Raw genomic sequence first — 18,310 nt, forward strand, 5'->3', positions numbered from 1 at the left:
TGATTAAAAATTAAAATTGAATCCCAGCTGCCCTCGTATTCCTGAGTAAGAAATATTTTCTACACGGTCTTTTGTACCCATATAATAGCGGTTGGGTTCATTGAAAATATTGTTCAGTTCAATAAACAGGCGGACCTTCTTTGTAAGACTGTAAGAAGTGGAAAGGTCTACCGTAAAGTTTTTATCAAAATACTGATAATGATCTGCACCTGCAGCTGCTCTGATTTCACTTACATAATTTCCTTTATAATTTCCAGCCAGACGGATCATCAGTTTACTGGTTTCATAGAACAGAATGGTATTGAAAATATGCTTGGCCTGATTTGGGATTGTGGTAGACATTGTTCCGGTCTGTTTGCCGTTTTCGTACACTGGCATATTCATTTTGGAAGAGATGTAGGTGTAATTCCCTTCAAAACCAATATTTTTCAAAAATCCGGGTAGGTTTTCAAAACGTTTGGATATTCCGAATTCAAAACCAAACAGTTTGGCTCCTTCCAGGTTTTTGGGAGCTGTAAAAGTATAAGTTCTTCCTGCGAGATCTACCACAGACTGGTCTTTGTAAATAAGATTGGTAATATCTTTATAGAATACTCCGGCTGTTATTAGATCCAGTTTTCCGAAGTAGTTCTCAAACATAAGATCAAAGTTATTTGAAAATGTAGGATCCAGTTTGGTGTTTCCCTGAGTGATGGTGTTGGTAATATCATTGACAATGGTTCCTGGGTTCAGGTCATTAAAATCCGGTCTTGCAAAAGAACGGGTGTAGGCCAGTCTCAGAATCCTGTCGCTGCTGATATTCCACTTCATATTCACCATAGGAAGTACTACATTATAGGTTTTATTGTCTTTAATGTCTTCCGTTTTATTGTCTTTATCAGAGATTACTTTTTTGCCCCAGAAGGTAACGTCATTATATTCATTCCTGAAACCTCCCAATACCTGAAGCTGGTCTGAAATCTTCCAGGTTCCCATCAGATATGCGGCCCATACATTTTCGGTACCTCTGTAGGAACTTGTAATATTCGAATTGCTGTCTTTACCGCTCACCTGCATCAGTCCCAGGCTGTTTTGTGTGGCAGGATTGTACATCTGGTCGATCTGCGCATTGGTAATCTGATCAATGATTACTGCATTATAAGGATTACCCAATGGATTCATAAAACCTCCTTTGTATGGGAAACCTTCACGCTCAAGCTGGCTTAAATAGGTTACCGGAGATCCCGGAATTCCCAATGATGATTTGGGCATCCAAACCAATACGGAGCTGTCAACTATTTTATTCTTGTTGTTGTATTTTGTTCCGAATTTAATCTCAAAATTATCTGCTGCTTTATATTTGATATCAACCTGTCCTCTAAGATCCGTTTCACTGTTATGATTCTGGCTTAGGATAATCTGATTCAATTTAAGTTTATCTGCAGCTATTGCCTGCTGATTATAAGGAAGGGTATATCTTCCTGTATCACCAATACCGTCCGGAGCATCCATCGCCATATATTTTCTTCCGTCAGCAGACAGATTTCCATAGGTCATAGCTTGTGTGAAATTGATAATAGGGTAGCCTCTTTGATCTTTTTCAAGATTATCCGGCGAATCGAACTTAAACTCAGAACGCGCTTTGGATAAAGACCAATCCACCTGCATACGCTGTCCCACTTGATGATTACCTCCAAGCTGAATAGAATAAAGATCCGTAAGATAATCTGCATGACGAGCCTGAAGAAGGACATTTTTACTGTCAAAATTAAAATAGGTTTCCCTTACGGACTGACCATCTTTGTACTGGCTGTATAATGCTTTTGCATATAATTTATTCCTGCTGTCTATCTCATAATCCAAGCCTAAATTGAATCCCAGCGTTCTCCGGTTCGCCAGATAATCACGAAGCTGAAGCTGATTGATGGAATAAGAGGCTGTTTTATCTTTCAGTCCATAGTTGTAAATATTCCTCATCTGATCAATAGCTGTAGAGCGCTCCCAGATCACTGCTGAGGTAATGAATTTCAGCTTATCAGTAATTTTATTTCCATAGACAATAGACGTGTTGTAACTGGGGGATTTTGACATGTTGACATATCCGGAAGCCATACTTACAGCCAAAGTTTCCTTATTGGGTGAGGTTTTCGTGATAAAATCCACATTTCCTCCAATGGCATCCCCGTCAAGATCCGGAGTCAGGGCTTTGGACAAACGGACATTCTGAATAAGTTCCGATGGGAAGATATCCATCTGAATTCCACGGTTGGCATTGTCACCACTGGCACTCGGCATTCTGTTGCCATTCAGAGTGGAAGCAGTCCATTGTATAGGCGTTCCTCGTACCGCTACAAAACGTCCTTCACCCATATCCCTTTCAATAGATACTCCCTGCATACGCTGTACGGCATCTGCAGCATTACGATCCGGTAGTTTCCCGATGGCATCGGCAGACAGTACTTCCGTAATTGTGTTGGAGTTTTTCTTCATGGTAATTGCTCTGGCCTGTGATGCTTTATACACACTGGTAACCACAACTTCCTGAAGGTTGTTTTCTTTAAACCTAGCTCCGAATTTAATCAAGCCAAGGTCTACTTCCTTTTTATCTGTAATGGTGAAAGGAATATAAACATTATCATATCCTTTATATTCCACAACAAGCTTATAACTGCCGTCATAAACATTATTAAGAACAAAAGAACCGTCGGTATCAGAAGTTATCTTCTGTCCGCTGTTTTCAATATAAACCAAAGCATTGGGAAGGTTTCCCTGACCGTCTACTACGGTTCCGTGAACAGTGGTTTGTGCAAAGGCCAAAGGCCCAAGAAGAAAAAATGCTGCTTTTGTTAAAAAAAGTCTTTCTCGTGACATCCTTATAAAGTTTGGTGCAAAGATGTCAGCTCCCTCAAAAGTTTTGGTTCATTTAAATTTCATGCAACTCCTTCTGTTGAGTTCGAGGTGAACTGTGTTGTAAATCAATAAGTTGCTAATATTAAATAATTGTAACTAATGAACAAGCTGAGAAGGAAGACAATCGAATTCCTTTTTAAAATATTTATAAAAAGTAGATTTGGATTTAAAACCACATTGAAATGCGAGATCCGTAACACTGGCTGAAGGATCTTCTGATAGAATCTGTTTAAAATGCTGTATACGGCTTCTGTTGGTATATTCGTGAAAATTGGAATGCAGATGTTTATTAAAAGTGATGCTTAAATCTGCCTTGTTTATTTTCAGTTGACCCGAGAGTTGGTCTAAGGTAAATTCCTCATCCAAATATACATGACTCTCCTGATAGAAAGAAATAATAGCACTTTGCACAGAGTCAAAATCTATTTTTGACAGATCTTTATACTGATAGGTTTCTTTGGGAGCAGAGGAATGTGATATATTTTGCTGTTCCTGCAGTTTGTGCTGGTACGTTAAAATATAAACGTACAAAATCCACCCGAATTGAAAGAGAAACAGAAGGCTGTAGATCTTCTGATAGATCAAAGTATCCCATCCCAGTTGGTAGACCGTCCAGAACATCAATACTCCCAACAATACGTAACCAACCAGATAACGGAAATTGCCGGCTACAGGATGGGTAATATTTTTGCGGTATCTTGTCAGTAAATAAATACATAAAACAAGGCAGGCGATCCAATAATAACTGTAATATACAAAGTAGGATTTATAAGATGTGATGGCCAGATCTGCCCAGGAAAGGTCAAGCATCTTTGCAGAAAGTGCAATGGCATGATGAATAACAACCAATGTTAGCGGAACAATCAGGTATTTAAGCTTGTCTCTCCATTTTGCATGAATTAAATGGGTAGTAATATAAAGAAAAATGAGCCCTTTAAAAACACGAAGGCTTCCCGGAATTTCATACAAAACAGATTCATAACCGAATTTTTGAATGATGAAATATTCATATCCCATATCCAATGTGACCACTCCGATATACAATAGCAGCATATTCAGTACAGATTCTCTGTTTTTGATAAGAGATATAAGCAGAGTAAGGGTGATAAGTGCCTGTAGTACAACTACCATAATGATATATAACATGATAACTGATATTTTGCCAAAATTATAGATAATATGGGCATGGCATCTTTAACAAATTATTAAATATCAACTTATAAAAACAGACAATAATTAAGATATAGATCCTGACAGGTATTTTTTCCGGTTTTGTATATTGAGCGGATATTGTTATTTTAGCTAGTAAGCATAATTCGGATGTCAAAAAAGAAAATTTATTCTTACAGATTCAATGTCCGTTTTAATATAACCCATCACTGATACCATATTATTCATGAAAAAACAATTTCAAAACTGGACTCTCTTTTTTATTGCAGGAATCATTGCAATTATTGGCGGGTTGATTGGTTCTATTATTTTAATGACAGGAGTGTCTGCTGCTGATGGATTATTCGGAATGTATATTCTGTTCAGCCTGCTTCCCATATTGCTTGTGATTATTATAGACCGGCTTCTCGTATGGAAATTCGGAAATAAAAACGTCAATAAAGTTCAGTTTTCAATACTGCTGTTGATCATACTCTTATGGCTTGTAAGGTTTGTGGTGAATCTGATTATATAAATTACTCCTATGAAAAAATTGTTGCTATTCTGTATTATCATGATCTCTGCTGTGTACTCTGCGCAGCCTTTTACCCTGAAATCTACAGGAGAAGCGAAAGAGTTCAGCCTCACACTTTATTACGGAGCGCAAGGCAAAGGAGCTTTTGTGCAGTATTCAGGGAAGAAAGAAATCATTCCTTTACAAGTAAAAAGCTTTAAAGTTGATACTGACGGGAGAAGTGACGGACAGCCGGATATCGAGTATTACGTCTGGAATGAGATGGTTGGAGGGAAAATAAATGGAGTATACAAGTTTGAAATCATGCAACATCAGGCTTCAAACATTAGCTATACAAGAGGAAAGGATAACAGAAAGTTTACGCTGGAAATGGTTGAAGATGAAAAAAAGTACGACGGAAGTGGCAAATATCTTCTGCATGGGGCTTTACTTTCGTTTAATCATTTTTATAATAATAACCTCACCATTACTTATTCTGACAGGAAAAAGACGGCTATAGAACTTCCGGCTCCTGATAAACCTTCTTTTGTCAGACAGAGCATTATAGAGGATTATAACTTTGATGGCTATGATGATATCGCATTCTCTGTTCCTGATGAAGGAATGGGTGTTTACAGGATGTTTGATATTTATCTGTACAATCCTGGAAGCAAACGTTTTGAAAAACTTAAAGAGCCGGATTATTCCCGTTCAAGCTGCTCCTGCCTTTGTGATGTGACTATAGAAAAAGATAAGAAGCTTTTAAAAACAGGATGCAGAGGCGGAGCAAGATGGCATCAGGATGTCTACCGCTTCGGTAAAAACGGGATCTTAGAATGGATTGCCACAAAAGAACAGACGGAAGAATAATGTTTTTGTTCAACGTTTGAAAACACCTTTAAAATCTATATTTTTATAAAACCTTTACGCTATAACTCCTCATTTACAGTGATAAAGCCTCCGTTTTTTTACGGTATTTTTAATAATGTCTTTTGTGTTTCAATTTTAGGTCTGATATTTGTACTGGGTAGCCAAACTAAATGGCCGATTTATTTATGAAAAACATATCTGTGAAAAAATCCTTTCTTTATGCATGTTTGTGCGCAGTTTTTCTTGTTTCCTGTAAAAAAGAAATAGACAAAATAAGCGATACTTTTAAAGATACCGTGTCTGCTTCGGAGACCCCAGAGGTAGAAAAGGATTCTATAAAGAAAGATTCTGTTCCTGTAGTAAAGAAAGAATCTGTTCCACCTGTAATGCAGGAAAATGGTTTTTATAATGCTTTTGTTCTTCCAAAGGATAAAAAAATGCGTGACTCTATCTATGCTGAATACAGTAAGAAATACAGTGTAGAAGAACGTACAGCTATTTTAGCTTTAAACAGACTGGACTCTAAAAGTAAATGGAATGCCGATACACTGGTAGTTCCAGCGAAAATAGATACAACATTAATGGCGTATTCACCATTTCCAATGCAGTTAGATGTATTAAGCGGAGTGAAAAAGTTCGTTATTTTCTCTTATCCTATACAGGCTTTTGCGGTATATTCCAATGGAAGTCTTGTGAAATGGGGACCTACAAGTATGGGGAAAAAAGCTGCACAGACAACAAGAGGGCTTACTTTTGCGAACTGGAAAAAGAAGCTGGCAATTTCCACAGTGAGCACAGAATGGAAGCTTCCCTATAATTTCAATATTCACAATATAGGAGGAATCGGATGGCATGAATATACGCTTCCGGGATATCCTGCCTCACACTCATGTCTTCGATTGCTGAGGAAAGATGCCCAATGGCTGTATTCCTATGCAGATACCTGGATACTGAATCCTGGAGGTGCTACAACTAAGGCCAAAGGTACAGCAGTAATGGTATTCGGAGATTATAAATGGGGTGGAAGAAAACCATGGAGAAAGCTTTTAGAAGATCCTAATGCCAACAATATATCCGTTGAAGAACTTACCAAGCTCCTTGAACCGGAGGTTCCGAAAATGCTGAAAGAACAAAGCAACAGAGAAAAAGTAGCGGATTCTATCAAAACAGCAAAAGCAATGGCTACACCTATTCAGAACGAAAAGCCTGAAGAATCTCCATCTAATTAATTTTCTTTTCAAACTGCAGAGTAGATTCTTCAGCAAACCTTCTCAGCTTAAGCATTTCATCTTTACCTTTATGCTGCCCGAATCTTGCAGCGATATAAGTAAGAAGAATAAAAAATAACATGATAAAAGAAGCGCTCAGTGCCCAAGGGTATTCAGCGCTTTTTATTTGTTTCTCTACGTAATACATAGTGAAGAAAGTCATCCAGAGAATAGAAAAAGTAAAATACAGGAACATGAAGAATGTCCACACCGCAGAGCTGGGACCAAATACTCCGCGTATTGCCGTATGCTCATCTTCCATTTCTACCCTTAGTGCAAGGCAGGGTTTCCAGTAGCTGTCATATTTTGTTTTTATCCAGATGGTAGCAACTTCTCTATTGATATTGCCTGAAAACTCATCTTTATGCTCTTCCATATATTTTTTTAGGTTTTCAGCGTACTCTTCCTTGGTGAGATGAGTAAACATTTTAAATCTTGGCCGGGTTCTTATTCTGTCTAAGGTGCTTTCTTCAGTATTCATATTTTTATTCTTGATATGGAATGGGATCTTCAAGCATGAAGCGTAATATTAGTTCTTTATTTTTTCTTTGGATAACCATGGTAATATTTCTTCCTTCATTAGATTTCATAAGTTCCATAATCTTTTCAAGAGTCATGTCTGAAGTCCGTTCTCCATTGATGCTTATAATTTTGTCATCTTTTTGTAAACCGGCTTCATAAGCGGGAGAATCTTTTCTTACTCCTGCAATGGAAAATATAGGTTTCAAACTGAATTTATATTGAAAGGCGTCCTTGTAAACTTCATTTACTGCTGTAGCTGATTTTTGAGTTTCAATTTTTACCCGGTCTTCCTGCCACTCTAATCCGTCCTGTTTGAAATCCAGACCGCTCATATTAAAATGAAAAGGATCATCAAAGTATCTGTTTTTTCTCAAATATAGCTTTTGGTTGGGATAATCAAAAATTACAGTAAATCTTCGCATAATTTCGCTTCCTACAGAACCTTTTCTGTTTTCCACTAAATTGACATGCTGGATAGAAAATTCATCAGGCATAGCGGTAAGAGGTTTTTCAAACTTAAAATCTCCAAGGTAAAAATTATGGATGCGACTTCTCTTTCCATAAATATCTCCGTTGAAACCACGGCCCAGAAAATCATCGATATTGGGTCTATTATAGACGAAATCCTTAATAAGAGTAGGGAAAAGCCATATAGCATCACTGTTGCCAATATCAATCAGCAATTTTGATTCTTTCTTTTCATTTGTCATTTCTACACCTGCATGCAAATAAGGCTTATTTTTTTCAATGGTGATTGGGAATTCTTCAAACCTTCTGATTTTCTTTTTTAAAAGATCAGTATTTTCATAAACTGTTATTTTCTTTGAAGCATAATCTATATAAATAGGATGATCTTTGAAAAAGTGATATCCAATAACTCCATTTACTGGAATTCCTACGTGAGGTGAAATATTAAATTCTTCATCAATAATAATATATAGAGACATAGAGGTATTAACTATGACATCACCTATTTTACCTATATTACGCTCGGATTTTAAACCATCAATGCTTAAATTTCCCCCAAGACCAGAAAACTTAACTTTTTCAATATTACTTAGTTTGACCTCCTTATTTTCCAGACTGAAAAGAATAGTCTCCGAAACTCCCGTATCCAGCAAAAAGGTAAGGTCCGCACCATTGACATTGATAGGAATAAAGATAAGATTGTTGATAAACTGAAAAGGAATGACCGCTTTTTTTGTATTAATCAACTCAAAAGAGTTCTGGGCATTTATAAAAATGCTTAGAAATAATCCCAGTAAAAGCAATTTAAATTTCATTTACTGAATTTACTGAAATTATCTATATGATAATAAAAAAACATTCCAAAAGCAGGAATGTTTGTGTAAACTACAATGAAGTAGTATTTTTTGTTGAATTTATTTCAAATTGGGTCTTGATTATTTGGAGAAGAATTCCATCAGATCCATATAATTCTTCTGATTAACACCATGTCCGCTCATATATTCTCTGAAAGTGAAATAACAGCTGAGATCATACAGAAGGTCAGCCGCTTTTCGTCCCCATTCAAGTGGAATCACAGCATCATCGGAGCCATGTGAAATGAAAAAACGAAGCTTTTCCAGTTTCTTTTTATCTTTTACAATACCATCCAGAATTTTATCTTCAGGATAACTGCTTAGACAGGCAACATAATTGAATAATTCAGGGTGTTTTAAAGCCAAAGCATAGCACAAAATTCCTCCCTGGCTGAAACCGCACAGATGAGTTTTGCTTTCTGTAAGTCCATAATGGTTGATGATCTTAAGCATGCTTTCCAATACGGCATTTAAAGATTCCTTTGCCTGAGGAACATCAATAAAATTTTCGGGATCGTTGAAATTAATATCATACCAGGAATATCCTTCAAATTGAGTATCATGTGGAGCTCTGAAACTTACAATGATCCAGTCATTGGGAAGTGTTTCCCTGAAGCTGAAAAGATCTTGCTCATTACTGCCGTAGCCATGAAGCATAAAAAGAATAGGGGTATTGGAGGTAATATTTTCCGGCTCTCTTACTAGATAATCTAAATTCATAGAGCAAAGATAATTAAATTACATTCAGAATCTTAACTTTTGTTATTCAGACAATGAACTTTGACAGGATGATGCTTTATGTGTAAGGATTGTTTCTTTGAAGTGTATTTTTGGGCTTTAGGGACAGATTTTTATTTTTGTTGATTTGATATTATTTAGAAATTTTTGTTGGAAAATTTTCATAAAAGTTATTTTTATATTAATAAAAAACTTATATTTGAAACATTAAAAAATCTATTTGGAGAAATGAAGCAATTTTACAATTCAAAAAGTTTACTTAGACTTTCTTTTTTATTCGTTTTATTATTTTCTGTAATTACCATTGTTAATTCTTGTAAAAAAGATGACGATGAAGAATTTAAGGATCATGTGGTTCAGTTTGAAGTGAAGACCACTACAGGAGGAAACATTATAAGTGTTGTAACACAGGTGGGCACGGCTCAGAACACTATATACAATACTCCGCAGTCACCGGTAATTTCACCATGGACAAGTGGGGAATTCTTTGTGAACTCCAGCCAGGCACAGTTGAATCTTGATGCTAACGCGTCAATGCCGGATGATAATTCTGAGTTAACGATCAATCTTTATATAGATGGAGAAGTTGCAAGAACTGTTAAGAAAAAAGGAAAAGGAGTATTAGTTGCTTCTATCGATTACAGTTTCCTGGAACCATAAAATAGTACAATATTTATATACAAAAGACCGCTCTTAGAGTGGTCTTTTATTTTTCAATCAATTGTTGCTGTACTGCAAGATTGATCAATTCTGTTGAGTTCTTTGCATGGAATTTCTGAAGCAGATTCTTACGGTGGGTGTCTACAGTAAGCGGACTTAAGAAAAGCTCTTCGGCAATCATATTACTTGTTTTCCCCTGCGCTACCATCTGAAGGATTTGTTTTTCTCTTTTGGTAAGCCGCGGCATTGGAAGATCATGCTGAGATGGACGGCTGATGATCTGTTTTGTCTCATTGCAGAAAACAATGTCTCCGGAAAGAGCCCCTTTGATGCATATTACAAGTTCATCAATAGAAGTATTCTTGAGAAGATAACCACTTGCTCCGTTTTGTATAGACTGCATGATGATACTCCGCTCAGAACGGTTACTGAACATAATCACTGAGGTATTCGGGGATATTTTCTTTATTTCTCTGCAGAGTTCCGTGCCGTTGCTATCAGGTAGCGTAATATCAAGGAGAATAATATCTACCATTTCTGATTGGATAAAATTGATGGTTTCTGCACCAGTCGTAAAACTTCCTGCTACGTTAAAAACGGGCTGGCTGTTTAGCATCATTCTAAGACCTTCAATGACAATAGGATGGTCGTCTGCGATGATGATATTTATTTTCTCATTCTCCATGGATGTTGAGTTCTATATTAATGGTAGTTCCCTGATCATCAGAATGTATTTCCATTGTTCCTTTCAGGTAATTGACCCTGTTTTTCAGGTTACGAAGTCCCATACTTTTGGTGGTGTTTTCTATATTTTTATCAAAACCTTTTCCGTTGTCTTCAATCGTGATCATAAAATTTTCGCCGGATTGTGAGCATTGAAGTAAGATGCTGCTGGCTTCTGCATGTTTTATGGCATTGGCCAATAATTCCTGTACAATCCTGTAAATATTAAGCTGAATATTTAAAGGCAGTTTTTTACTAATATCTATAGCCTGAAAATCAATTTCGAGGTTTTTTCTGCTGTAAAATTCACACAAATCATGTATGGCTGTTTCCAAACCAAAATTAAGCAATGATTCAGGCATTAAATTTCTGGCTACATGCCGGAGCTCACTCACGGAGTTGTCCAGCTGGCCTAAGATTTTATAAAATTCCTGATCCTTTTCAGGGTGAAGATGAGTGGAAGACCATGTAGAAAAATTGATTTTAACCCCCGCAAGCATTCCGCCCAAACCATCATGAAGATCTCTTGCAATACGCTCTCTTTCTCTTTCTTCCCCATCAAGAATAGCTTTGGTAAGGGATAATTCTTCCTTTTGTTTAATGTCTTCTATTTTCTGCTTGTTTATTTTTTTATTTTTTCTGAAAATGATAAAAAGAAAGCCCAGAAGGCTTAGTGCCAGCAATAAAACAAGACCCATTCCCCATAAATAAGAGTTCTTCTTACTTACCTCAAGATCCTTTTGATTTTTTTCAGCATTTAAATTCGCTATTTTTCTTTCCTTTTCAGCGGTATTGAACTTGGATTCGAGTTTGTTGATTTCAAGCTTTACATTCTCGGTATTCAGGCTGTCATTAAGTTTAGAATATTTTTGTTCCCATAGAAGTGCTTCTTTGGTATTTCCTGTTTCCTCATTGAGTAAAGAAAGTTGCTTATAAAAAGTTTTTCTGTTGTTAAGATCAATAGCTAAGGACTTTTCCGTTAAAACATCCTCTAAAGTAATCTTAGCTTCCTTATATCTTTTAAGTTTCTTTAAAATATCATACTTGTTGAAATAAAACATCTGAGCCAGAAGATTCTGATTGAATTTTTTTGCATAAAAAATCCCTTTTTCTATCACCGGGAGTGCTTCTTCATTTTTTTGCCGCGTAATATAGAAAAGTGTTTTACTGTAATAATAGAATGCATTGGATGAAGACTCCGGATAAGGACGGATGAGTTGTTCTGCTTTATGTAAGAACTTTTCAGCTTCATCTCCATTGGCCTGATAGCAGAAATTGTTGGCAGAGTTGAGGTACGTGAAAAATAATTCAGCAGACCGCGGATATTGTTTCTCAAGAATTTTCAATGCTTTATTATTGTAATCTTCCGCCTTTTTAAACTGTGCATTATATGTAAGGATCACCGCAAGCTGAGTGTATAAAAAACCTAAATTCCTGCTGTTTTCATATTTTTCAACCAGAGGAATACTTTTTTCAAGCATGATTTTGACTAAAGGAATATATCCCTCTTTATCTTTTTGGGTAACTCCATAGCTGTACCAGGCCAGTGCCTGAAAAAAATCGGATTCTTCACTTTTAAATTTAGATAAAGATTTGATAGCCTGCTGATAAGAAATACCCGCTTTCCTTTTGTTCCTGTCCATGTTATACTGCCCCTCGTAATAATAATATTTTGCTGAAAAGTAAGGGTTGCTTCGAGCCAGTATTTTTCCATTTGCAAGATATTTTTTACTCAAAACAGAATCACTGTTTCTATAATAATTTGATAAAAGGAAAGAAGCCGTTGCTTTTGAAGTATCGGAAAAATTTCCCCTTGCAATGCTTTGTAAGCTGTCTATATAAGATTTCTCATTAAGTGGAATGATTTGCTGGGATTGCAATGTAAAAAATAAGAATAGGCTTAATAGGGCAAGTAATCTCTTCATTATGGATCAATTCTGAAAAATATTTTTTTAAACGCTCAATTTAATTAAAAATTTTAGCATAAAAAATACCTGAATTTAGGTAGAAAAAATTACTGATTTTTCAGGATTGATAGACATAAGTGATGCTCATAGCTTTGCAATCAAATCATGAATCATAGAATATTTAATATAGTAACTAAAATTTAAACAAAAAGATTATGAAAAAAATGAGAATGAATCAGCTGTTAAGAGGTGCATTTGTTGCAGTAATAGCAGTAATGCTTATTGGATTTACAGCTTCATGCAGTAATGATGATGATGACAACAATGTGAATGGAGCAGGGAAAAGTCATAAAGTGGTTTTTAAAGCAATCGCTTCATCAGGAAGTAATATTGATGTAGCGGTGTACGGAATTGACGGTAACCCTACTACAGCATCAAGTCTTAGCGGATCAACATGGAGCAGCCCTGAAGTAACATCAGAATCAGGAGCATACAGTGCCAATGTTGCAGTAAACGCTATCGGGCTAGACGGTTCTGCTACCTTGAAGGTTCAGATCTGGGTAGACGGAGAACTGAAGAAAGAAGGAACTTCCAGCGGACAGTATTTATCAGCTTCTACAAGCTATACATTTTAATATCAAATTTTTAGGACATAAAACAGGCGCTGAGATTCATCTCAGCGCCTGTTTTTATTTTTATATGGTATTTAAGATTAGCCTACCTTAACAATAAAGTAGCTTTTCTTACCTTTTTGGAGCAATAGGAATTTACCGTCAATAAGATCAGCTTCATTGGCTGTAAAAGTGTCATTCACTTTTTGCTTGTTGACAGAGATCGCATTTCCTTTAATTTCTCTTTGAGCTTCACTCTTAGACTTTAAGAATCCTGATTTTTCAGAAAGAAGATCGATAATATTCACTCCTAAAACATCAGTTTTTGCAATTTCTTTCTGAGGAACTCCATCAAAAACTTCAAGGAATATTTCCTCATCAAGGCTTACCAGATCTTCAGCTGTGGAACGCCCGAAAAGAATTTCAGAAGCTTTCAGTGCTTTTTCATATTCTTCTCTTCCATGTACCCAAACAGTAACCTCTTCAGCCAGTCTCTTTTGTAGTTTTCTTTCGTGTGCCGCTGTTTTATGTTCTTCAATTAAAGCTTCAATTTCTTCTTTTCCTAAGAAAGTATAGAACTTGATGAATCTTTCAGCATCATCATCAGTAGCATTCAGCCAGAACTGGTAGAATTTGTAAGGAGACGTTTTCTTTTTATCCAGCCAATAGTTTTCTCCACTTTCAGACTTCCCGAATTTAGAACCATCCGCTTTAGTAATCAAAGGAACCGTTAATGCAAATGCTTCACCCTGAGCTTTTCTACGGATCAATTCTGTTCCTGTAGTGATATTTCCCCACTGGTCAGAACCTCCCATCTGTAGCTTTACATTGTTGTTTTGGTATAGGTGAAGGAAATCATATCCCTGAATTAGCTGGTACGTAAATTCTGTAAAACTCATTCCGTCAACACCTGCATCTCCTGAAAGTCTTTTCTTTACAGAATCTTTAGCCATCATATAGTTGACTGTGATGTTCTTTCCTACATTTTTAGCAAAATCAAGGAAAGAAATATTCTTCATCCAGTCATAGTTGTTCACCAATTCAGCTTTATTGGGTCCATTTCCATCAAAATTTAAGAATTTTGAAAGCTGGTTCTTTAAACAATCAACGTAGTGTAAAAGAGTTTCTTCATCCAGAAGATTTCTTTCGGCCGATTTCCCGGAAGGGTCACCAATCATACCTGTAGCGCCTCCTACCAAAGCAATCGGTTTGTGGCCATGCTGCTGGAAGTGAGCTAAAATTTTTATCTGGATAAGACTTCCGATATGTAAAGAATCGGCAGTAGGATCAAAACCAATATATGCAGTAGTTACCTCTTTATTCAGTTGTTCATCGGTTCCTGGCATCATATCGGCAAATAGACCACGCCATTTCAGTTCTTCTATAAAGGAATTCATTGATTGTTAACTTTAAAATTTTAAGAAGCAAAGATAGTAAATTCAGAAGGAAGAGAAAAAAGGAGAAACAGCAAATAAGCAAATTGATAAAAACCTGAAAATGCTTTGGTGGTAACTTTGGAAGCAAAGGTCGATTCACTGTTTTCCCTTTTGCAATTATGCCCCAAATACGCTATATTTGTTATTAATGAACGACGAACAGCTATTCCTGCTCATACAAAAGGCCAAGGATAAAGACCAGAAGGCCCAGACTAAACTCATCAATGTTTTTTGGGTGGATGTTTTCTCTTTTGTAATGAAAAAGGTAAGGGATGAAAACGATGCAGATGAAATTACCGTAAATGTTTTTTCAAAAGTATTGTCGAAACTGGATATGTTTGATCCTCATTTTCAGTTTAAAACCTGGATATTGACCATTGCCCAGAATACCGTTATCGATTTCTGGAGGAAAAAGAACCGTGAGAATGAAGATGCTGTTGAAAATCTTGATGAGGTTAAAAACCAATATGCAAAATCTCCGGAAGAACTTCTGATTTCTGAAGAAGAACAGAAGAAAATCATCAAAACCATAGAATCCCTGGATGCCAACTATCAGGATATTATCAAGTTGAGGTTTTTTGAAGAAAAAAGCATCAAAGAAATTGCTGAAGAGCTGGGGATTTCCGTTGCCAATACCAAAGTACGGGTAATGCGTGCTAAAAAAGTCTTAGCTGAGCTCTTGAAGAATAATGAGTTTGATGATAATTAAGTTCAATAATACTATTCAATAGAAGCGGGCTTTAGCCCGTTTACTGAAAAAAAATAATTTCAAAATCGGCTTTAGCCAAAATATAAATCTTATAATTTAGTTTAAAAATAAACTTCTTCTTTTGTTTTAGGAAGAATTATTTTTTGTTGTTTTTCCTGATTTCTGTTTTGAAGATTGATCTTGAGTCCTTTTTTAATATAAGTTTCCTTTAAGGATTTACCATATTCAGCTGTATTTTCAACTTCTTTTGAATAGTTCAGCTGCCCCGTTGAAAGGTTGAAATCTATATCTTTCCAGTAATCTCCCGGCCTTCCTGAAGTGGAGGATGTTCCTATTAATTCAAAATGCCCGTTTTGAAATCTATATTTATCTGTGACATCCCACTTCCAGCTGCTTCCGCCATTTTGAGAAATAACCAGAATTCCTTTTTCTATTTTAGTTTCTCTATAAGGATCACCCATCATACCTCCACCATTGCTTTCCATAACAGCGTTTCTCGATTTTTCCAGGACAGTCCATGCTCCTCCAACTTTCTTCAGGATCTGAATTTCGCGGATGTTTCCCATGTCAGTTGTATCCTTTGTATTGTAAATAATTACTTTTTCAGGAATTTTATCACCATCAAGATCTCCGTCTACCGTTTCAAGAAGAGTAGAACCTGCTGGCTGAAATTGTTTTTGAGCAAGACAGAATGTTCCGGCTGCCATACATAAAATAAAGACTATTTTTCTCATAAGGAATTTTGAAAACTTAAATGTACAATGAAATTTTGAATTATCAGTTTCATCAATATCTCTGGTTGATGGTTTCCATTAAAAAATCCTTAACTTTGAACTTCAATTTTAGAAATGGAAAATTCAGTTCAAGACACTACCGTTCAAAAACCAAAATGGATCCGCGTAAAACTTCCTACCGGAAAGAATTACAGAGAGCTGAGAACTTTGGTTGATAAATATAAATTAAATACCATTTGCCAAAGCGGAAGCTGCCCGAACATGGGAGAATGTTGGGGTGAAGGTACAGCAACTTTCATGATTTTAGGAAATATCTGTACGAGAAGCTGTGGATTCTGTGGCGTAAAAACAGGAAAACCGCTTGATGTAAATTGGGATGAACCTGAAAAAGTAGCAAGATCTATCAAATTAATGAAGATCAAACATGCCGTTCTTACTTCTGTAGACCGCGATGATCTGAAAGATATGGGATCTATTCTTTGGGGAGAAACAGTGAATGCTGTAAGAAGAATCTCTCCGGGAACAACGATGGAAACTCTGATTCCGGATTTCCAGGGTATTACAAAACATCTGGACAGACTGGTAGAAGTAGCTCCGGAAGTAATCTCTCACAACATGGAAACGGTAAAACGTCTGACCAGAGAGGTGAGAATCCAGGCAAAATATGAAAGAAGCCTTGAAGTATTAAGATATCTGAAAGAAGCCGGACAAAGAAGAACCAAAACAGGGGTAATGCTTGGATTAGGTGAAACTAAAGATGAGGTTTTCCAAACGATAGAGGATATCAGAAATGCGAATGTAGATGTTATTACTCTTGGACAGTATTTGCAACCGACTAAAAAGCATCTTCCTGTAAAAAAATTCATCACTCCTGAAGAATTTGATGAGTTCGGAGATTTTGCAAGAAGTTTAGGTTTCAGACACGTTGAAAGCTCTCCTCTTGTAAGAAGTTCTTACCACGCAGAAAAACATATTCATTAAAATATAAACCGTTCAGCAATGAACGGTTTTTGTTTTTTTAGGTAGCAGAGATTAGATTGTAGGGATTAGGGATTAGGGAGTGAAAGGGCTTCCATTTGTAATAACGATTTTCATAATTCCCTTCCTCCGGAGGGGTGGCGAAAATTCAAAGAATTTTTGACGGGGTGGTTTAGTTGTTACCTTCAATGGCTTACATTGCATCATTTACGTCCTACTTATTACAAGACGTTTCCTTTGTAATCACCCCAATCCGGCCATTGATTTCAATCGGTTTAAAATGTTTCTTTTTAAATTCGGAAGGTGTTTCGCCTGTATGTTGTTTGAATAGTTTATTAAAGTAAGAAAGACTTTCAAAACCTACCTGAAAGCAAACTTCAGTCACAGAATAATCTTTCAACAGGAATATTTTAGCCTGATTGATTCTATAGTTATTAACAAAATCGGTAAAGGTCATGTTGGTCTGCTTTTTAAAATAACGGCAGAACGCAGGCGTGCTTAGACTTACAATTTTTGCAATTTCATTGACATTAGGTTTCTTGTCGTAATTTTCGTGGATATAGTCGTAAATGGTTCCCATCCGGATTTTATCATTCAGAAACCACTTGATTCTGGTATCTTCCTTGTTGAGTTCCTTTACTTCTGTTGAATCAGCGAGGATCTGTAGAATTTCAATTAATCCTACCAGAGATTCAAAAGAGTTTTTATCTTTAATGATCTGTAGTTTTTCAACTACTGTATTTTTTGTTTCCCCGGAAAATGATAATCCAAGATATGACCGTTCTAAAAGAATTTTGATATTCTCAAATTCAGGAACAGGAAAAATAATATCCTGAAGGAAGTTTTCCCGCATCTGCAGCACAACTTGTTGGCATTCAGTCTGAATACCATAGTCAAAATTAAGATGGGGAACATTAGATCCAATCAATAAAAGATCACTGTCAGTAAAGGCCGAAATATCTCTTCCTACATGCCGGATTCCGTTCACGGCTTCTACATAGACCAATTCGATTTCCGGATGATAATGCCAGAAAAAACAGTTTTTCAGGGAAGGGGCAAATAGTTTAAAAGATTTCCCTTTTTCAAATTCAATAATTTCTTTCTGGATTTTCATCTTGTTCTCATTTGATTGTTTCTGAATATAAAATTAAATAAAAAGGTTAATATGGAGCAAATTTTTATCATTCGAAGAGGTGTGAAATTCAAACTTTCTTTCGATTTTTGCACTTTCAAAATGAAGATGCTCAGGTATTTTTAATTTGAAAGAAAATAATTCAGAA

At 36.1% G+C, this 18,310-nt stretch carries 17 protein-coding genes; 7 read left to right on the plus strand and 10 right to left on the minus strand.

The annotated features are described in order from the left end of the window. Nucleotides 1–3: 3 nt before the first annotated feature. The gene (locus ACTJIP_RS05975; protein ID WP_440704240.1) at nt 4–2,850 is read right to left on the minus strand and encodes a TonB-dependent receptor; all 2,847 of its coding nucleotides are present in this window, start codon (nt 2,848–2,850) and stop codon (nt 4–6) included. 135 nt (nt 2,851–2,985) lie between these two features. Beyond that, nucleotides 2,986–4,035: an AraC family transcriptional regulator gene (locus ACTJIP_RS05980; RefSeq protein WP_077415651.1), complete on the minus strand. Its 1,050-nt coding sequence runs from the start codon at nt 4,033–4,035 to the stop codon at nt 2,986–2,988. 250 nt (nt 4,036–4,285) lie between these two features. Between ACTJIP_RS05980 and ACTJIP_RS05985 the strand changes: the two genes are divergently transcribed. From ACTJIP_RS05985 to ACTJIP_RS05995, 3 genes are all read left to right on the plus strand, one after another. Further along, a complete protein-coding gene (locus tag ACTJIP_RS05985; protein ID WP_077415649.1) occupies nt 4,286–4,573 on the plus strand; it encodes a hypothetical protein in 288 nt (95 codons plus the stop codon). Between the two features lie 9 nt (nt 4,574–4,582). After that, nucleotides 4,583–5,422: an XAC2610-related protein gene (locus tag ACTJIP_RS05990; protein WP_440704241.1), complete on the plus strand. Its 840-nt coding sequence runs from the start codon at nt 4,583–4,585 to the stop codon at nt 5,420–5,422. Nucleotides 5,423–5,607: 185 nt separating this feature from the next. After that, entirely contained in the window at nt 5,608–6,651 is a 1,044-nt protein-coding gene (locus ACTJIP_RS05995; RefSeq protein ID WP_175627221.1) for a L,D-transpeptidase, read from the plus strand. Here the strand turns inward: ACTJIP_RS05995 and ACTJIP_RS06000 are convergent. From ACTJIP_RS06000 to ACTJIP_RS06010, 3 genes are all read right to left on the minus strand, one after another. Then, entirely contained in the window at nt 6,644–7,171 is a 528-nt protein-coding gene (locus ACTJIP_RS06000) for a hypothetical protein (protein WP_077415645.1), read from the minus strand. The two genes, ACTJIP_RS05995 and ACTJIP_RS06000, sit on opposite strands and share 8 nt — an antisense overlap. A 4-nt stretch (nt 7,172–7,175) precedes the next feature. Then, a complete protein-coding gene (locus ACTJIP_RS06005) occupies nt 7,176–8,495 on the minus strand; it encodes a PDZ domain-containing protein (protein ID WP_077415643.1) in 1,320 nt (439 codons plus the stop codon). Between the two features lie 120 nt (nt 8,496–8,615). Beyond that, a complete protein-coding gene (locus ACTJIP_RS06010) occupies nt 8,616–9,254 on the minus strand; it encodes an alpha/beta hydrolase (RefSeq protein ID WP_077415641.1) in 639 nt (212 codons plus the stop codon). A gap of 246 nt (nt 9,255–9,500) precedes the next feature. Here ACTJIP_RS06010 and ACTJIP_RS06015 point away from each other — a divergent pair, with 246 nt between their 5' ends. Continuing rightward, entirely contained in the window at nt 9,501–9,932 is a 432-nt protein-coding gene (locus tag ACTJIP_RS06015; RefSeq protein ID WP_228408737.1) for a hypothetical protein, read from the plus strand. A 46-nt stretch (nt 9,933–9,978) separates the two neighbouring features. On the opposite strand, the gene ACTJIP_RS06020 is transcribed toward ACTJIP_RS06015, so the two are convergent. Continuing rightward, on the minus strand, nt 9,979–10,617 hold the full coding sequence (locus ACTJIP_RS06020) for a response regulator transcription factor (RefSeq protein ID WP_077415637.1): 639 nt from the start codon (nt 10,615–10,617) through the stop codon (nt 9,979–9,981). Beyond that, nucleotides 10,607–12,580 carry a tetratricopeptide repeat-containing sensor histidine kinase gene (locus ACTJIP_RS06025; protein ID WP_440704242.1) on the minus strand — a complete coding sequence of 658 codons (1,974 nt, stop codon included), beginning with the start codon at nt 12,578–12,580 and terminating at the stop codon, nt 10,607–10,609. The genes ACTJIP_RS06020 and ACTJIP_RS06025 overlap by 11 nt, the downstream gene beginning before the upstream one ends. A 197-nt stretch (nt 12,581–12,777) precedes the next feature. Here ACTJIP_RS06025 and ACTJIP_RS06030 point away from each other — a divergent pair, with 197 nt between their 5' ends. Then, nucleotides 12,778–13,197: a hypothetical protein gene (locus tag ACTJIP_RS06030; RefSeq protein ID WP_077415633.1), complete on the plus strand. Its 420-nt coding sequence runs from the start codon at nt 12,778–12,780 to the stop codon at nt 13,195–13,197. Nucleotides 13,198–13,274: 77 nt separating this feature from the next. On the opposite strand, the gene tyrS is transcribed toward ACTJIP_RS06030, so the two are convergent. Beyond that, on the minus strand, nt 13,275–14,570 hold the full coding sequence (gene tyrS, locus ACTJIP_RS06035) for a tyrosine--tRNA ligase (protein ID WP_077415631.1): 1,296 nt from the start codon (nt 14,568–14,570) through the stop codon (nt 13,275–13,277). A gap of 187 nt (nt 14,571–14,757) precedes the next feature. Between tyrS and ACTJIP_RS06040 the strand changes: the two genes are divergently transcribed. Next, complete coding sequence (locus tag ACTJIP_RS06040; protein ID WP_047420407.1) at nt 14,758–15,318, plus strand: RNA polymerase sigma factor; 561 nt, start codon at nt 14,758–14,760, stop codon at nt 15,316–15,318. Between the two features lie 101 nt (nt 15,319–15,419). Here ACTJIP_RS06040 and ACTJIP_RS06045 read toward each other — a convergent pair whose 3' ends face one another. Further along, nucleotides 15,420–16,052 carry a hypothetical protein gene (locus tag ACTJIP_RS06045; RefSeq protein WP_077415629.1) on the minus strand — a complete coding sequence of 211 codons (633 nt, stop codon included), beginning with the start codon at nt 16,050–16,052 and terminating at the stop codon, nt 15,420–15,422. Between the two features lie 114 nt (nt 16,053–16,166). Here ACTJIP_RS06045 and lipA point away from each other — a divergent pair, with 114 nt between their 5' ends. Next, the gene (gene lipA / locus ACTJIP_RS06050; protein ID WP_002981042.1) at nt 16,167–17,033 is read left to right on the plus strand and encodes a lipoyl synthase; all 867 of its coding nucleotides are present in this window, start codon (nt 16,167–16,169) and stop codon (nt 17,031–17,033) included. A 211-nt stretch (nt 17,034–17,244) separates the two neighbouring features. On the opposite strand, the gene ACTJIP_RS06055 is transcribed toward lipA, so the two are convergent. Beyond that, on the minus strand, nt 17,245–18,144 hold the full coding sequence (locus ACTJIP_RS06055; protein WP_440704243.1) for an AraC family transcriptional regulator: 900 nt from the start codon (nt 18,142–18,144) through the stop codon (nt 17,245–17,247). Between the last annotated feature and the right edge of the window lie 166 nt (nt 18,145–18,310).

It is taken from the genome of Chryseobacterium sp. 22543 (assembly GCF_052044565.1).
Classification (GTDB): Bacteria; Bacteroidota; Bacteroidia; order Flavobacteriales; family Weeksellaceae; genus Chryseobacterium.

What these genes read in the sequence shown, in the direction of transcription:
- ACTJIP_RS06040 (WP_047420407.1), top strand. Translation starts at nt 14,758, where the DNA reads ATGAACGACGAACAGCTATTCCTGCTCATACAAAAGGCCAAGGATAAA.
- ACTJIP_RS05975 (WP_440704240.1), bottom strand. Translation starts at nt 2,850, where the DNA reads ATGTCACGAGAAAGACTTTTTTTAACAAAAGCAGCATTTTTTCTTCTT.
- ACTJIP_RS06025 (WP_440704242.1), bottom strand. Translation starts at nt 12,580, where the DNA reads ATGAAGAGATTACTTGCCCTATTAAGCCTATTCTTATTTTTTACATTG.
- ACTJIP_RS06045 (WP_077415629.1), bottom strand. Translation starts at nt 16,052, where the DNA reads ATGAGAAAAATAGTCTTTATTTTATGTATGGCAGCCGGAACATTCTGT.
- ACTJIP_RS06015 (WP_228408737.1), top strand. Translation starts at nt 9,501, where the DNA reads ATGAAGCAATTTTACAATTCAAAAAGTTTACTTAGACTTTCTTTTTTA.
- ACTJIP_RS06000 (WP_077415645.1), bottom strand. Translation starts at nt 7,171, where the DNA reads ATGAATACTGAAGAAAGCACCTTAGACAGAATAAGAACCCGGCCAAGA.
- ACTJIP_RS06010 (WP_077415641.1), bottom strand. Translation starts at nt 9,254, where the DNA reads ATGAATTTAGATTATCTAGTAAGAGAGCCGGAAAATATTACCTCCAAT.
- ACTJIP_RS05990 (WP_440704241.1), top strand. Translation starts at nt 4,583, where the DNA reads ATGAAAAAATTGTTGCTATTCTGTATTATCATGATCTCTGCTGTGTAC.
- ACTJIP_RS05985 (WP_077415649.1), top strand. Translation starts at nt 4,286, where the DNA reads ATGAAAAAACAATTTCAAAACTGGACTCTCTTTTTTATTGCAGGAATC.
- ACTJIP_RS05995 (WP_175627221.1), top strand. Translation starts at nt 5,608, where the DNA reads ATGAAAAACATATCTGTGAAAAAATCCTTTCTTTATGCATGTTTGTGC.
- tyrS (WP_077415631.1), bottom strand. Translation starts at nt 14,570, where the DNA reads ATGAATTCCTTTATAGAAGAACTGAAATGGCGTGGTCTATTTGCCGAT.
- ACTJIP_RS05980 (WP_077415651.1), bottom strand. Translation starts at nt 4,035, where the DNA reads ATGTTATATATCATTATGGTAGTTGTACTACAGGCACTTATCACCCTT.
- ACTJIP_RS06030 (WP_077415633.1), top strand. Translation starts at nt 12,778, where the DNA reads ATGAAAAAAATGAGAATGAATCAGCTGTTAAGAGGTGCATTTGTTGCA.
- ACTJIP_RS06055 (WP_440704243.1), bottom strand. Translation starts at nt 18,144, where the DNA reads ATGAAAATCCAGAAAGAAATTATTGAATTTGAAAAAGGGAAATCTTTT.
- ACTJIP_RS06020 (WP_077415637.1), bottom strand. Translation starts at nt 10,617, where the DNA reads ATGGAGAATGAGAAAATAAATATCATCATCGCAGACGACCATCCTATT.
- ACTJIP_RS06005 (WP_077415643.1), bottom strand. Translation starts at nt 8,495, where the DNA reads ATGAAATTTAAATTGCTTTTACTGGGATTATTTCTAAGCATTTTTATA.
- lipA (WP_002981042.1), top strand. Translation starts at nt 16,167, where the DNA reads ATGGAAAATTCAGTTCAAGACACTACCGTTCAAAAACCAAAATGGATC.